Raw genomic sequence first — 15,218 nt, forward strand, 5'->3', positions numbered from 1 at the left:
AGAAAAGAAAATTAGTTCCCGCTTTTTATCGTGGTTTGGCTACAATTCCGTTGTGCACTTTTATATAACCGTGCCTGAGGATATCAAAACCTCCTTCATATACATAGAGCCCCATCTGCCGGATATCCATCAGCTCCCGGTATGTATGATTCATTACATCCGCCATAATGGTGTAAAAGAGCTTCGATTTCATTTGCAGCCTCGGAGTTGTCATAATGACATATCCGCCCGGCTTTAGAAATTTTCTGTGCCATTCAAGCGCTTCATGCTTCTGTTCATCGGGAAAATGCTCAAGCAGTCCGACACTTAATACGATGTCAAACTCTTTTCCGAAATTCAGGTTCCTGATATCTTCCACTAAATACGTAATATTCATTTGATCCTTATACCAAACCTTGAGGTTTCCAGTAGCAGGATTCGCCCCAAGAAAAGGGTATGTATCCGGAAAGTGGCCGAAGCGGTCGGTTTTGCAGAATTCATCGTAGTCCGCCATCACAATTTCGCCGCCCGGATACATGGCATAAAGCTGCATCGCTTCATACCCTTCTGCAGCGCCAAGGAACAGGATTCTCGGTTTCTGTACGTCCAGTCCTTCAAATAGAGCACGCTTGCCCCTCGGATCCCATACGCCATCCTCTATCCGGTGAGCATAGTTCCATAACGATAAGCGAACCGTTTCCCCAAGCGCCTCCCTGACGTCTGAAAACCGAAACCGGGAAAGGTGCTTCCTGAGCTCAAGCTTGCTGCGGTTAAGTTCCGCGGGAACATCCTTTACAAACCACTCATGAAAAGAACGGTTAAAAAATTCCCATGAGGATTTTATCGACATCTGTCCATGCTCAAGCTCATAACGGCGCTTTGACTTCGCTATGCTTTTCACTTCATACGGTTTTCCGGTGTCCTTCCACGATAAGCCTGCCCAATCACTTACTAGTCCAGCGCTATAAAATTTTTCATTCTGTTTTGCTTGCCTCAAATCCACTCTATAGGCCGGAAACAGTTCTGTTATTCCCTCGTCATCTTCCGTATAACGCAAAGGGGCTTGAACCGTATTCAGCAATTCCATCGCCATCACGCTCCATTCCTGTTAACGCGAATCAGGATTATTACAGAAAATAGGGCAGAATAATTTGGGTCATTGCGTTTTCTATATAGTTCAACACATTTTTTTCATTCCCTCTAAAAAAAACTTTTGAAAAGAGGGAATCAGTGGTAAAATAATAAATGTTTTTTTACTATAACTATAGGTGGCGAGTAAATTGTCAGATGATTCAAAACAACGTGATAAATTTGTTCCTTACGTTCCTTCATCAAAATCATTGCCGGAACTGACGGTAACCGCTATTGTTCTTGGTATTATCTTAGCGGTCGTGTTTGGTGCAGCGAATGCTTATCTTGGACTTCGGATTGGTTTAACCGTATCCGCTTCTATTCCTGCTGCGGTTATTTCAATGGCGATTCTGAGAGGTTTATTCAGAAGGAATTCCATACTTGAAAACAACATTGTTCAGACGATGACAACAGCTGGTGAGGCTGTAGGGGCCGGAGCGGTATTCACCCTTCCTGCGCTATTTCTATGGGATGTGGATGTCAGCCAGGGGCTGATTATCTTCGTTGTCCTTACAGGGGGATTCCTCGGGGTATTCATGATGGTTCCCCTTCGTCAGCTTTTGATTGTCAGAGAGCATGAGATTCTGCCGTATCCGGAAGGCACAGCCTGTGCCGAAGTACTCAAATCCGGTGAAGAAGGCGGAAACAGCGCGAAGCTGATCGGACTTGGTCTTTTGATCGGCGGAGCATTTAAAGCTCTTGGAGACGGATTTAAACTGTTTAAAACAGAAGTTGAAACCGGCATTACGAATTTTAAGAATGCTGTCATCGGGATCGATACACTGCCAGCCCTTCTTGGGGTCGGATACATTATCGGACCGCGGGTTGCCGGCCAGATGCTTGGCGGCGGACTTCTTGCCTGGATTGTTTTAATTCCTGCCATCGGATTTTTCGGAGGCGGTTCTGATGCCGCGATTTTCCCTGCCGAAGCTCCAATCAGCGAGTTGGATGCCTGGGGGATCTGGGAAGGATACATCCGCTATATCGGCGCAGGAGCCGTTGCGGTAGCCGGTTTGATTACCTTGGTTAAATCCCTTCCTACCCTTTTCAGCTCTGCATTTGCGACGTTTAAAGGGGTTCGGGATAACAGAGGGAATCTGAAGGCAGCTCCTATCCGGACAGAGCAGGACATTCCGATGAAATATGTTTTACTCGGCATTCTTGCCCTTGTTTTAATTATTGCGTTTGTACCTGTCACTCATATCGGAATCATTGGTGCTGTAGCGATTGCGATATTCGGCTTTTTATTCGTTTCGGTTGCTTCCCGTATTGTCGGAGTCGTCGGAAGCTCCTCTTCACCCGTTTCAGGAATGACAATCGCGACACTGCTAATTGTTACGGTCGTGTATAAAGCAACCGGCTTCTCCGGGATGGACGGAATGGTTGCTGCGCTTTTAGTAGCGGCTATCATTTGTACAGCCCTTGCTGTAGCAGGGGATATCTCTCAGGATTTAAAAACGGGTTACATCGTTGGCGGAACTCCATGGAAGCAGCAGGTTGCGATGATGATTGGTGTCGTTGCATCCGGTTCCCTGATCGGATTTATTCTAATCTTGATGGATAATGCATACACAATGGGTTCAGCGGATCTTCCTGCTCCGAAAGCGGCCCTAATGAAGATTCTTGCAGAAGGTGTGCTTGGAGGAGATCTTCCATGGGATCTGATCTTTATCGGAGCGGCAATTGCCGTTACGCTTGAGTTCTTTGGAATGAATTCTCTTGTTGTGGCGGTTGGGATTTACCTGCCTGTTCACGTAAGTACTCCGATTATGATCGGCGGATTCGTTCGCTTCTTTATTGAAAAATTCTCGAAGAACAAAGAAGTTCTTGCAGAACGGACAGACCGCGGAACACTGTTTGCCTCCGGTCTGATTGCAGGAGAGGCTTTGATTGGTGTGGTCATTGCCATCCTTCTTTATTTCGAAGTAAACATTCCGGAGAATGCTCTATTCCCAAGTGCCCTGCTTCCGTTTATCCTATTCCTTCTCTTAGCGGTACTGCTCTGGTACGTATCGTTTAAAGGAAGCAAAAAGCGTGTTTAATAAGAAAAAAGAGAGGAACCTGCTTGAATTGGTTCCTCTTCTTGCGGACCATGTCGAGCTGCAGACGAAGGAAGACGGCAAAGGGATTCTTAACGTTCAGCGCTCAAACTGGGTGGAACGGTTCTCGATCCGATTTTTAAAACAGCCTGCCGTCAGAAGCATTCAACTTGATGAGTATGGCACATACGCCCTTTCGCAAATGAAGGATGGCGCTACAGTAGCAGATTTGGCTCAAAGAATGAGTACTCATTTTGGTGAAGATGCTGAACCCGTACTCCCGCGGCTGACGAAATTCATCCAGATTTTAGAATCACAAGAATGGCTGATATGGAAAAATGAATAAGGAAACAGCCTCCCCTTATACCGGGGAGGCTGTTTTTGTACCGCCATATAACGCTGTAAAAAGAGTTTGTCTTTCATCATCCGACAAATGTCTCCATGCTCCAAGTTCGATCCCTTCCAGCATGATATTCATCAATCGGACTCGTTCAAGCCTCGTGACATAAAACCCCAGCTCTTTGCACATCCTTCTAATCTGCCGGTTTAATCCTTGCGTTAAAATAATCCGGAACGTATCAGAGGAAATCCGGGTCACGGCGCAGCGCTTCGTAACTGTACCAAGAATCTCTACTCCCCTCCCCATTTTTTCAAGGAAATCATCCCCGAACGGCTCGCTGACCGTTACGATGTATTCCTTCTCATGATTATGCTCGGAACGGAGAATCCGGTTGGATATATCCCCGTCATTGGTCATAATCAAAAGCCCTTGGGAATCCTTGTCCAGACGTCCTACAGGAAAGATCCGCACCGGATAATTCATGTAATCAACAAGATTATTTTTTACGCTCCTGACAGCTGTGCACACAATGCCGGGCGGTTTATTTAATACGATATAAACAGATTGTTCTTTTTCAGGGATCGGCTGGCCCTTTACAAGAACCGTATCCTCCAGAGAAACCTCCTGCCCTGACAAGCATACCTGTCCATTGACCGTTATGAGTCCTGCCTCGATAAAACGGTCTATTTCTCTTCTCGACCAGTAACCTGACAGACTCATAAATTTATTAATTCTCAAACATCCGCCTGCTTTCATCTTCATTTTCTTCCTTAATTAAACGCTTTTTTAAAAGCTGCGGCAATGTTTATTTCTTTATCCGTTCAAAAGTGTATAAATCCAGCGGTCGCCCGATTCGCCGCCAGAATACCGCTCCTTCGCCTCACCGGCCGTCCCTGTATAAACAAAGCTGCCGTTTTTCAGCACCCCGATCCGGTCAAACAGCGTCAAAATCTCATTTAAATCATGTGTCGTATACACGACCGTTTTGCCCCGGTCAGCCAGCCTTTTCACAAATCGGTTAATTTCCAGCTTTGACTGAAGATCAATGCCGACAGTCGGCTCATCCATGAGCAGTATATCCGGATCATGAATAAGGGCTGCGGCAATGTTCAGTTTGCGTTTCATGCCTCCTGAGAGCTTTGCTACCTTTTCATTCCATTGGTCGTCAAGCTGAACCTCCGAACAAAGCTTTTTCAGACTCTCTTCTGAAGCTTTTGTTTTAGAGAGCTTGCTGAAAAGAATCATATTTTCTTTCACTGTATTTTGCTCCCATAGAGCAATATCCTGAGGTACATAGCCGATGCATTTCCTTACCTTCTTTTTCTGTTTCCTTGTATCCAATCCATTGATGACAGCGGTCCCCGACTCAGGGAACGCAATAGTCGCCAAAATAGAAAGCAGGGTGGATTTCCCTGCACCATTCTTCCCGAGCAAACCGAATACCTCACCCTTTGATATCTTTAGGGAAACCTCATTCAGGGGCTGTTTTTTTCCGTATGTTTTCGTAACGTTTTCAATGGCAATCATCGGGTGCTCCTTAAGCGTGACATAGAAATGAAAACAAGGGCCGTACTCAGAGCAAACATGAGGACAAGCTTAACCCATACTAGTGCGTCGGCAAGCTTCCAGTTGAGGACGGGATTTTGAGGCAGCCAGTCTTCCAGTGTTTTCAGCTGGGGCAGAAGCTCTCCTGCCGGCAAAACGCTCCCGCCGATTAAACTGACAGCAAAAATCCAGACCGTACTCAGCGTATAATAATTCCCTGTGTAAGGAGAGAAACTGGCCGCCAGAAGACTGATGGAAAGCCCAAGCAGCATAAAAACGGCCATAGGAAGGAGCAGGGAAGCAGATGTGCCGTTATCAAGCCTCATAATCACCCACCAGCTGAGGCCAATCTGAATCAGGTGGAGAGCTCCGTACGCTGCGAAGGAATGCAGGATATAGGCATCGAGACCTGCTGGTGTTGTCTGAATCCGTTTAAAAAGGCTGTCTCTTTCTTTAGGAATCCAATCCCACGAGAGCATACACAGAATCAGCGCCAAAACCATCCAAATTTTTACTGGAGACTCAAAAAGCCCCGGACCCGAAGACTTCTCTCTCACATCCCGGCCATCTTCCTGTGTGACGTAGTTGATGGTCATAAGCGGCTCGGGTTCCCACTGCCGGTCAGCATACCGGTATGCCTCTTCCCTGATTCCGTCCTGCTGCGGAAAATTCTCTTGATATTTTTCCGCTATTTTCTCCACCCTGTTTGCCGCCTTGGCATTGGAGGTGAACCGGATCACTTCACTCGCAGCCACCTCTCTGACTACTCCTGATGCAATGGATAATGGAGAGGTGCGCAGTTCAATAATCCCTTCCCTGTCACCTGCTTCAATCGATTCTTTAAACCCCTCTTTAATGACGAAAACCGTATCCGTTTCCTCGCGCAGGAGCATATTTTGCGCCTTGCCTCCGGTTGTTTGAACGAGTTTAAGCCGCTCTTGCTTTTTCAGCCTTTGAATAAGGGTTTTTGAGAAATCCGTATGATCCTGATCAACAATAGCGACGGGAATGGCCAAATCCTCTTCCACTTTACCGGAAAAGTTGCTTACACCGTAGATAACAGCTGCCGGCAAAACAAGCAGGCTGAGGAAGAGAAAAGGTTTTTTCAGCATTTGTTTGACCGTAAAAAACACAATCCTCATCTCTTTGCCTCCAGTCTCTTTTCCTTTGCAGCTGCTCCAAGTCCCATCGTGATGATGAAGGCTAAGAGAAAAATGACAAGCCCGCTGAAATCAGCATTCCTTCCCCTAAAAAGGTCAGATGCTGCATCCAGCGTATATGTATTGATTGTGTAAGATGCATAAGGCTCCAGCCATGAAGGCAAATAAAAGGATGGAATAAAATGACCGCCAAGCAGGCAGCCTGCCGAAATGAACAGAGCAGAAATCACTTGAAACATTAGATCCTGTTGAAAAAACGCTGCTAGTGAACTGAACAGTGCCGTGAATATGAGGAGAATCAACATCATTCCTGCACAGATGGCAAGTACATTTTCTCCAGACCATACGTGAAGGGAGTGTAAGGCAAACAACCCCGCCCCCAAAAAAGGAAGGAGAAAAAGACTTGCTGTCACCCATTCGGAAAGTATCATCTTCCATGGACTCATCCCGTACAGCAGCAATCTTGACCGGATTCCTGATGTGACCTGCCCCCTCATATAAAGCAGGATTTGATAAGACCATACCATGAGCAGCAAAACAAAAATGGAGATCCCGTAGTAGGAGAGAATATTTTTCAAAAAAAGATTGTCTTCTTCTCTTTCCTCAAATATTTCATTTCTTCCAAGCGCATGCAAGGAAAAAGAGAGGACATCTTTTTTGTATTCCTTTGTCCTCTCTTCCTTTGGAACGTCTGCCTGGAGCATAAAATCATAGACGGTGTTGATGCCGCTTTGAGCAGCAGAAGTATAATCGGCCGCACTTTCCATAACTTGACGGAACAAATAAGCCTGAAGCGGCTGCTGATTATTTCCAATGACCGTAAGAGGAACATTTTCCCCTTCCATAATCGTTTTGCTGAAATTTTCAGGAAGAACGGCCATTCCCGCAATTTTATTTTGTCTGAGCAATTCTCTGGCGCTCTCCTCATCCGTCAGAATCGGCTTTACCACCTTTTTCAGCTCTTCATTGCCTGTCAGCTGTTTAATGACATATTCCGTTTGAAAGGTCTGGTCCTGATCAACAATGGCCGCCCGAAATGGCTCAAGGCGTTCTTTGTCTGTGAACGCCTTTGCCGCGATATAAGCCGAGCCGCCCATAAGTACGAGCGGCACGGAGAATAAAAGAACGAGAGTTTTCCATTTTCTGAGAATTCCCTTTATAAAGAAAAGCGTCATATAAAGAAATGGTCCCATGTTATCTGTTACAGTATCCCAAGCTGCAGGAAAAGTGCCTGCAGTTTAGCGCCGGCTTTCAATTGAATATCCGTCATCTGTTCTGGTGTAATGCTATTCACATTAATTTCGTTATCCAAATTTATATCCGGAAGATCGGCTTTTGCCTTCAGTTTTGTTTTGGAGTCGATTTTTAATGAAATCGAGCCCTCGGCCATATCCGCCCCTCCATTAACCTTGATTTCAAAAAGCTGGCTGCTGTATTTGTCTTTTACACTAACATCCTGCTTTTGTATAACGGTTCCCTCGAGCTTCACCGGTGAACCAGTTCCGCCCTCCGTCCCAAGAGAGAAATCCCGTTTGATTGTTTGCTTTGCAGGATCTTTGCCGGAGAAATCTGATTTCATCGAAAAGATGAGCGACCCTTCTGCTGCAGGATCTTTGCTGCTTATTTTTGCTTTTAAATCTTCCGTACGGTCCTCTCCTTCTTTTTTATTGATTTTGTTGGTAAGAAGAAGAGAGCCTCCTTCATCCTCTTTATCCGATGTGATATCCACTTTTAGTTCCTGATCCCTCTTTTTGTCCGCATCGTATGGCACATCCATTGTATGGATAGAAACAGCAGTTCCAGGTTCTGTTGAGTCAGCGACCGTTACATCCATTTTCCGGTCAATGACCAATTCATCTCCATTAACCATCAGCACAGAAGTAAACCCTTTAGGAATACGGGTTTCTTTCACCTCTTTTTTGGCGTCTTTCAAGCCGTCAACAAAGTCTGTTTTTACAGTGTCAGGATCGATCATATCCATCTGGCTTGCTCCGGAATTCCCTATTTTCACCACACGGTTTGCAATAATCGTATGAAGCTCTTTATCCTTGATCATTTGATCGAGCAATTGACTGATCAATGCTTTTGTTTCTTTTTCATTTAATTTCATCGTCACTTGGGTTACTTTAAGCTTCTCGCCATTATGTTCGTAAGATACGTTATCCTTTTTTGTGAAATACTCATCTTTAAGCTTTTCATTTAAAAAGGCTGCATACGTATCTTTAAGATGCTTTTCTTCCTTTTCATTCAGTTCAAGATCTTTAATATCCACGGGTTTGAAGTCAAGTTTCTCCGGACCTGAATAGGCCGGGTCAAGCTGCCTCATGAACTGTCCGTATTCATTTGCATTCAGGTAAAAATATTTCTCGTAAATAGATGGGACCTTCGCCGCCACTTGTTTAGGCGTCTGGTAAATTTCCATGTCCAGGAGGTTCTCTCCCTGAACTGCAATTCCTGCTTTCGTATAGCTCCTATCTTTTTTCGGATCTTGCTCCACCTCTGTCGTAATGGCCGCTTCGTTTAGGAGTTCCTGAATCATTTCAAATTCCGGAGGAAGGGCTCCCTGTGCATCCAAACCGCCAGATATCTTTGTTTTCGTATTTGATGCATTTTCGGCGAGTTCCTCCTGAAAATCAGCCAGTTCTCCGTTTTGATGATCGAAGTCTTCAGCAGCCTTCTGAAATGTCTTGATCTCAGACAGTAAATACAGCTGTTTGGGAGATTTGTTAATCAGCAGCGCATAAGCGGCTGTTCCTCCTATGACTAAAAATGCAATAATGCCCGCAATCACCCATTTTAAGGGGAATTTCCCTGCCTGCCTGTTCGGCATCGTCTCAGTTGCCGCTGCCATTTCAGATCGCGTTGTCCGATTGTCCATACCATTTAACCCCCTACATTATGTATAAAACTCCAAATTTTTGAACACTCAAACTATCATAAATAAACAAAAATACTAATTCTATACATTCGACAATCTTTGTAATCATTTAGGGTATTTTACTCAAGACTATAGAAACGTAAGAAGGAGGACAGAGAGGTCTAATCTACCTATACCCGCAAAAAAACCAAAATAACCTTATTTTTACAAACTTGTTTTTTCTCTGTATGGCGTGCATAAAAAAGACAGGCTTTAAGCCTGTCCATTCCGTTTTTTCTTCACTTTTATAAAATACACTTTTAAATAATTCCCCTGTTTGTATTGAGGAATAGTACGAAAGTCTTCAGGGAGATGATAATTTTCTAAAAGGCTGTACGATATTCCTGTTTCTTTAAATGCCTGGTCAATAAAGCCCTTAAATTTTTCATCGCTTACGTTGCTTGCATTCGTAGATGCCACAATCACACCATTATTGGCCGTTAAGCTGATTGTATCCTTAAGAAGATTTTTGTAATCCTTTGCTGCACTGAAAGTATGTTTTTTGGATTTAGCAAAGCTTGGGGGGTCAAGGATGACCAGGTCATACGTCTTTTCTTTTCGGGCAGCATACTTAAAATACTTAAAAACATCTTCAACAATTATTTCCTGCGCTTCATGATCGATTCCATTTATGCTGAACTGTTCAATCGTCTTTGGAAGGCTGCGGTTCGCCACGTCCACACTGACCGTCTTGACCGCTCCTCCCAGCGCAGCAAACACGGAAAAGGCTCCTGTGTAGGAAAACATGTTCAGAACCGTTTTTCCATTGGCATACGTGTCTCTTATCGCCTTCCGTACATCGCGCTGATCGAGAAACACACCGACCATGGCTCCTTCATTTAGATAAACGGCAAAGGAGGCGCCGTTTTCTTTAACGAGCAAAGGATACGGAGCCTGCTCTCCAGCGACAAAATCATCCTCTTCAATATACTGGCCTTTCTCATCGAACCGTTTTTTCTGATAAATGCCTTTCGGACTGACCGTTTTTTGAAGAGCGGCAATGATAGATTCTTTGAAAGCATAGATTCCTTTGCTGTACCAGTTTATGAGACAGTATCCATCAAAGTAATCGACCGTTAATCCGCCTATCCCATCACCTTCCCCGTTAAAGAGACGGAAGGCAGTCGTTTCGCTGCTGTTAAAGAACGAGGTCCGCTGATCTGAAGCAGCTTTTATTTTTTGATTAAAAAATGACTGGTCAATGCTTTCTTCTTTTTTAAAAGAGAGAATCCAGCCAATTCCTTTATTTTGCTTTCCGTAATAGCCTGTTCCAATCATCGATCCTTTTGAATCCACAAGAGTGAAAATTTCTCCCTCTTCCTTAAGGACATCCGGATTAGCCACTGATTCCCTTTCCACCAGAGGAAAGCCCTTCTGAAAGAGTTTGGCTGCTGACGGTTTTATTTGAAGCTTAATTGGCATTAAAATCACTCCGTGTTGTGTTATCACTTTTTCGCTTAACTCAATTTAAAAAGTATACCATATTATCACCCGAATCTTCTTCCGGCTAACCTCATCTTTGAGAACACATATAGAAGACGGATGGATTCCTGCGATATCAAAATGGCTTAATCCAATGGGGGAATTGCCCTTCAAACCGGGTGGAACACTTGTACACGTATACGAACGCTACAAGAGGGAGAAAAGCGTCTTTGGAAGGGGAAGTACCGACACACAAAATCTGAAACGCGAAAAAAGCTCTTTTTGAGCTGCATTTTCCCATGAAAGAGAAAAGAATTGAGGGTTCAGCCGGAAATTTCCTAGGCAATATTCATCGTTGTAACGGAGTCTGTCCGAGAAGTTGTCTATATAAAAAAGAGGCTGGAACCAAAAGTTTCCGGCTGATAAAAAAACCGAACGATTATTTGAAACTCTGGTATAGAGCTTCGTAATCGTCCGGTTTTATTGTTTTTCATGCTTTTTTCAAAAGAAATATTCGGCTTAAGGACAGCAATTTTAGTTATGTCCCAGCCTCTGTCGTTTATCATTTGTGTCATGCTGACATTCTTCTTTAGAGTACATCGGACAGGTGAGGCCTAAGCTCGGCGGGGCTTACCGCCAGCTCCTGAATGAGGGAGCACTAAATTGGAAATCAGACTTATTTATTCATACTGGAAAGAAAGTCTCCTAAAAGATCCTCTGCACTTTCTTCTATTTCCACTTCCTCAGCATCCTGATTCCGAATCTGATCCTGCATTTGATCAAAACTGAACCCTTCCAAATCATCATCGTTCTCCGAAAAATCTGAGGGCAATTCTTCTAAAGGAGGATTTTCTTGACGGTCGTCCGTTTCCATTCCCGCAGCAGACTGATCCTCGAACATGATTAAATCATCGGGATCAAGCGTATGACTGTTCATAGATGCAAGAAGCGCCGTGGCTCTTACCGGGTTTAATAAAAGCTGATGAATCATACTCCCCAGCAGCGCCTCAGAATGTTCATGCTTAAGCCAATTCCTTTGTTCCTTTGTAAGCTGGCGCGGAAGAGGAATGGTAAGAGTCTGGCGTTCTTTTGAGAGTGAGTCACTGACTCCCTTCAAAACAAACTCGCCTATTCTGCTGGAGAAATTGCGCTTTTCCATTTCTTTCAGCTTAGAAAGCTGCTTCAGCAGGTGATCGGGAGTATCAGAGGGGACCCTGAACGTGATCGCCTGGCCCCGCTCTATACGTTTATCCGACGGTTTCATCTAGTCATCACCTTATTTGGATGAGGAAGCCGGCTGCTTTTCATCCTTTTTTTCTGGTTTTGCTTGTTTACGGACGTAATCTGAAATGAGTTTGTAGTAAGCGTTGGACATCATCCAGATGCTTTCCTTTTCATCTTCAAAAAACTCGATATTGTATCCATCGAGATTGTTGTTCAGCGCCTTAAGGTAATCTTTCAGAACAGACGCTCCTCCTCCTACAAAATAGCAAATCTCTGTTTGAGAGTTGCGCTGCCATACATTGCGAAGGAAACGGTATTGCTTTTTCGCCAATTCTAAAAGAATGCGGTCTGTAATATCATGAACGCTTGTACGGCTTCCTTTTACCATGATGTGGTTGCGGTCATTTTTGCGAGTGATGATCTCTACTACATCTCTGCGGCTGTCGAGCTCTACTCCATGCTTCGTACGAATCTCTTCTCTGATGGCTTCCAGAGATTCAGAAACGCCCAAATTGAATCCCTGCGCTTTATCATCATCTACATTGCGGTTGCGGATGACAGCGATATCTGTCGAAAGACCGCCGATATCCTGGATCAGGATTCGCTTGTCAATCAGGTCCTTGTTAATAATGTTCAAATCGTTATCCATTACTAGGTTTACAAATGCAGCAAAGCCCTCCGGATAAACTTTTACTTCATCAAAGCGGATGTTTACTTTCAGACCTTGGTATTTAGGCGTTACGAGGAACTCTACTTGATGCACAGATCCAAGAAGCTGTGAACGGTACCCTACATCTTTTCCTTCTTTTACTTCTCTAAGAGGAAGACCTGTTCCCAATGTGTAGTTTGCATCAATAACTTGATTATTTTTCTTAAATCCTTTTTCTGATGTTCCGTTCACTGCATCGAGTGCCAGCGAAGCAAAAAGCATGACAAGCGTCTGGTCTTCTTCGGATTTGCTGCTGCCCGGATCTAATTCTGTGGAGTTATTGCTTTTCGTTGCAAGACTCCCGACACGGTAGATCACGTTGTTTTCTTTGAGGGCAGGGGAGTGTACACGAATGTGAATATTTTCAAGCGGGTCCTTATCATTTAACTCTTCAATTCCGATTACCGGACGATCCTCTAAATCTCTTGCAATCACGTTTGGTATGTATAGTTCTGAGTCTAGTTTTCCGAACAGTGCTTTAACGGCATCGTTCCCTACATCGACTGCTGCAATTCTAGAAAGATTCATAGTCAACTTTCCCTTCTACATTAAAGTTCCTTATACCATTCGCTTACATGGTCTACTTTAAAGGTAATACATAAAAGACTTTCTTTCAATACAGGTTTTGACGTTTTCAATTTCGTGTACAAGAATACTTTTTTGTATACAAAACTTGCAAACAAGTATACTTGTGTACTTATTTGTACACATCCCTATATATCAACATGTGTACGCATTTGTATACTTGTACACATTTACGTTTACATATGATTACACTTTGTATACAAGTAAACAAAATTGTAAACATCGTCTTTTTTTAAAAAAACCAAGAATAAAAATTTTTTAATCCTAAACTCGCCGCCAATAAAAATGGGAGGTTCTTACAATTCAAACACAGTCAGGAACGATCCAGAAAAAGGAATCTGCAAGTCACGAAACTGAAATTGGCTCAAAATGAAGGAGCAAATAAGAGGAAGGCAAAGCCAATGTAGGAGGGCAAAAGTGAAAATTTAAAAGAAAACGGTCGAAATGAGGGAGAAGATTGGGCTCAGAGAGTTAAAAAAACCGAAGGCCATGTAATAAAGCGCCTTCGGACACCTAATTAAAATGTATGAATCCACTCACAAAATAAGGCATAGTCTGCATTTACCCGCCGCTTATATGTCATCGCTGCAAATGAAAGCTGATCCGTAAACCGGCTGGTATCCGGGCCAATCGCTTTAGCAATTTCAATTTCGCTATGATGCCGGATAAACGAATCTCCCATATCTGCATCCGCTCTTGCATGGATTTTCGCTGTAATTCTTCCCATGGTAACAAGTGCTTCATCCATTGCCTGAGGGCCTTGGATGTGCTTAGTTTTTAATTTCTTTTTAACTGGAGACCGTTCACGGATATAAAAGTGGCGGCCATCCATCGTAACATACCCGAGAAATGGATCCTCGTGGTGATGCATTGCTTTTTGAGTAGCAATGACTCTTTTTCCCTGATGAAAATGTTCTTCCCAAAATTCGTTTCCCGCCGGCAGGAAGAAGCCCGGAATGGGAGCACGCACCTCTTTTACTTCTAACACAAGATCATCCAGGTCCTGCTCTCCCTTGTCACCTTCTATCAAAACATAAAAGCGGTCAAGACCAATGGAAGCTGTACCTGATCCATATTTTCTTGCAATATCCTTAATGTGATAAAAGGCTAAATCCTTTTGATCGGCTTCATCGAGCGTTCCGAGGTAATCCTTCCACACATTCTGAATCATTACCCGCTCTGCTTCAGATGCTGCCGCAATTTCTTCAGACCACTTAAATTTTCTGACTCCTTGGGCATTCATTTCAGTAAAATCATCCAGCAATTTATTCATTCTTCTCTTCTTCAGCTTCTTCAGCAATTTCCGAATGGGATTTCTCGTATTATCTGCCGTAAAATAGAGCGTTACCGGATCATCTTTGCCTTTAGCAAAACGCTTCATCTGCCGGCAATACGAATGTAAGTACGTTCGGATCCTCTCCTCCTGCTCCGCCTCATCATATCCCTCCGCTTCACAAAACAAGGCAATGCTGACAGACATTCGAAGTACATCATATAGATAGGAACCCATTGTTCCTTCATCAAAATCGTTTACATCGAAAACAAAATCACCTTTTTCATTCTGAAAAGCTCCAAAATTTTCAATATGCAAATCGCCCTGAATCCAAATCGGTTTATTTTCGGGAGTGTGAAAAGAAAAAGGAATCTTTGTTACATCAAAATAAAACAGATACGCACTGCCTCTGTAGAAACGGAATGGACTCTCCGCCATTTTCCGATATTTTTCGGACCTCATCTCGCGGGTCAATCCCATAATTTCTTGGTCAAATTCGTTTAAAATCGTATCGATGGTTTGATAGCGAAGCTTTCTTCTAGTGGCATTTGCACGATCCGCAATATTTTCCATGTTCATTTTTCTCACCGCTTTCCAGTCATTCAAAAGGGAAACAACACACACAGTTTCTTTCGTCTCCGCTAATGTGCAGTTGGACCCTTCAACATTTTCCAGTAGATGAAGCGGGACAAAACAAGTATATTCCTATTTTTTCAAACCTGCAAAACCGTTTACAAAGAAGGAAGCGTAAGGATGTCCCTTCAGCCAGAATCAACAGTCCGTTTATTCCTTTAGATGTCAAAGAATTCTCTGTTTTTAAAGAACAGAATTTTTTCTTCATTACCTATTGATTTTCAATGTAAATCCAGATATCCTTCACTTATAACTCATATG

At 43.6% G+C, this 15,218-nt stretch carries 12 protein-coding genes; 2 read left to right on the forward strand and 10 right to left on the reverse strand.

The window, feature by feature from the left end; translation table 11 throughout:
* Nucleotides 1-25 precede the first annotated feature (25 nt).
* The gene (locus CEF21_RS00855; RefSeq protein ID WP_241156742.1) at nucleotides 26-1,072 is read right to left on the reverse strand and encodes a class I SAM-dependent methyltransferase; all 1,047 of its coding nucleotides are present in this window, start codon (nucleotides 1,070-1,072) and stop codon (nucleotides 26-28) included.
* 187 nt (nucleotides 1,073-1,259) lie between these two features.
* Here CEF21_RS00855 and CEF21_RS00860 point away from each other — a divergent pair, with 187 nt between their 5' ends.
* Nucleotides 1,260-3,152, forward strand: coding sequence for an OPT family oligopeptide transporter (locus tag CEF21_RS00860; RefSeq protein WP_123912989.1), 1,893 nt, complete (start codon nucleotides 1,260-1,262; stop codon nucleotides 3,150-3,152).
* The gene (locus CEF21_RS00865; protein WP_123912990.1) at nucleotides 3,145-3,495 is read left to right on the forward strand and encodes a PqqD family peptide modification chaperone; all 351 of its coding nucleotides are present in this window, start codon (nucleotides 3,145-3,147) and stop codon (nucleotides 3,493-3,495) included. Before CEF21_RS00860 ends, CEF21_RS00865 begins: the two co-directional genes overlap by 8 nt.
* 15 nt (nucleotides 3,496-3,510) lie before the next feature.
* On the opposite strand, the gene CEF21_RS00870 is transcribed toward CEF21_RS00865, so the two are convergent.
* The 9 genes from CEF21_RS00870 to CEF21_RS00910 form a co-directional block, all read right to left on the reverse strand.
* Complete coding sequence (locus CEF21_RS00870) at nucleotides 3,511-4,227, reverse strand: pseudouridine synthase (protein ID WP_123912991.1); 717 nt, start codon at nucleotides 4,225-4,227, stop codon at nucleotides 3,511-3,513.
* A gap of 75 nt (nucleotides 4,228-4,302) precedes the next feature.
* Entirely contained in the window at nucleotides 4,303-5,016 is a 714-nt protein-coding gene (locus CEF21_RS00875) for an ABC transporter ATP-binding protein (protein ID WP_123912992.1), read from the reverse strand.
* The gene (locus CEF21_RS00880) at nucleotides 5,013-6,176 is read right to left on the reverse strand and encodes an ABC transporter permease (protein ID WP_123912993.1); all 1,164 of its coding nucleotides are present in this window, start codon (nucleotides 6,174-6,176) and stop codon (nucleotides 5,013-5,015) included. The genes CEF21_RS00875 and CEF21_RS00880 overlap by 4 nt, the downstream gene beginning before the upstream one ends.
* The gene (locus CEF21_RS00885; protein WP_123912994.1) at nucleotides 6,173-7,387 is read right to left on the reverse strand and encodes an ABC transporter permease; all 1,215 of its coding nucleotides are present in this window, start codon (nucleotides 7,385-7,387) and stop codon (nucleotides 6,173-6,175) included. Before CEF21_RS00885 ends, CEF21_RS00880 begins: the two co-directional genes overlap by 4 nt.
* Nucleotides 7,388-7,395: 8 nt before the next feature.
* Nucleotides 7,396-9,072: a DUF6583 family protein gene (locus tag CEF21_RS00890; RefSeq protein WP_123912995.1), complete on the reverse strand. Its 1,677-nt coding sequence runs from the start codon at nucleotides 9,070-9,072 to the stop codon at nucleotides 7,396-7,398.
* A gap of 252 nt (nucleotides 9,073-9,324) precedes the next feature.
* Complete coding sequence (locus CEF21_RS00895; RefSeq protein WP_481747612.1) at nucleotides 9,325-10,533, reverse strand: class I SAM-dependent rRNA methyltransferase; 1,209 nt, start codon at nucleotides 10,531-10,533, stop codon at nucleotides 9,325-9,327.
* A 676-nt stretch (nucleotides 10,534-11,209) separates the two neighbouring features.
* Nucleotides 11,210-11,797: a hypothetical protein gene (locus tag CEF21_RS00900; RefSeq protein ID WP_123912996.1), complete on the reverse strand. Its 588-nt coding sequence runs from the start codon at nucleotides 11,795-11,797 to the stop codon at nucleotides 11,210-11,212.
* A 12-nt stretch (nucleotides 11,798-11,809) separates the two neighbouring features.
* Nucleotides 11,810-12,994, reverse strand: a complete 1,185-nt coding sequence (locus tag CEF21_RS00905) for a ParM/StbA family protein (RefSeq protein WP_123912997.1) — start codon at nucleotides 12,992-12,994, stop codon at nucleotides 11,810-11,812.
* A 574-nt stretch (nucleotides 12,995-13,568) separates the two neighbouring features.
* A complete protein-coding gene (locus CEF21_RS00910; protein WP_123912998.1) occupies nucleotides 13,569-14,903 on the reverse strand; it encodes a DUF2252 domain-containing protein in 1,335 nt (444 codons plus the stop codon).
* Nucleotides 14,904-15,218 lie beyond the last annotated feature (315 nt).

The sequence above is a fragment of the Bacillus sp. FJAT-42376 genome (assembly GCF_003816055.1).
Classification (GTDB): Bacteria; Bacillota; Bacilli; order Bacillales; family Bacillaceae; genus Metabacillus_B.

Coding starts and splice junctions, on each gene's coding strand:
- CEF21_RS00855 (WP_241156742.1), bottom strand. CDS start 1,072: ATGGCGATGGAATTGCTGAATACGGTTCAAGCCCCTTTGCGTTATACG.
- CEF21_RS00875 (WP_123912992.1), bottom strand. CDS start 5,016: ATGATTGCCATTGAAAACGTTACGAAAACATACGGAAAAAAACAGCCC.
- CEF21_RS00880 (WP_123912993.1), bottom strand. CDS start 6,176: ATGAGGATTGTGTTTTTTACGGTCAAACAAATGCTGAAAAAACCTTTT.
- CEF21_RS00885 (WP_123912994.1), bottom strand. CDS start 7,387: ATGGGACCATTTCTTTATATGACGCTTTTCTTTATAAAGGGAATTCTC.
- CEF21_RS00890 (WP_123912995.1), bottom strand. CDS start 9,072: ATGGACAATCGGACAACGCGATCTGAAATGGCAGCGGCAACTGAGACG.
- CEF21_RS00895 (WP_481747612.1), bottom strand. CDS start 10,533: ATGCCAATTAAGCTTCAAATAAAACCGTCAGCAGCCAAACTCTTTCAG.
- CEF21_RS00900 (WP_123912996.1), bottom strand. CDS start 11,797: ATGAAACCGTCGGATAAACGTATAGAGCGGGGCCAGGCGATCACGTTC.
- CEF21_RS00905 (WP_123912997.1), bottom strand. CDS start 12,994: ATGAATCTTTCTAGAATTGCAGCAGTCGATGTAGGGAACGATGCCGTT.
- CEF21_RS00910 (WP_123912998.1), bottom strand. CDS start 14,903: ATGAACATGGAAAATATTGCGGATCGTGCAAATGCCACTAGAAGAAAG.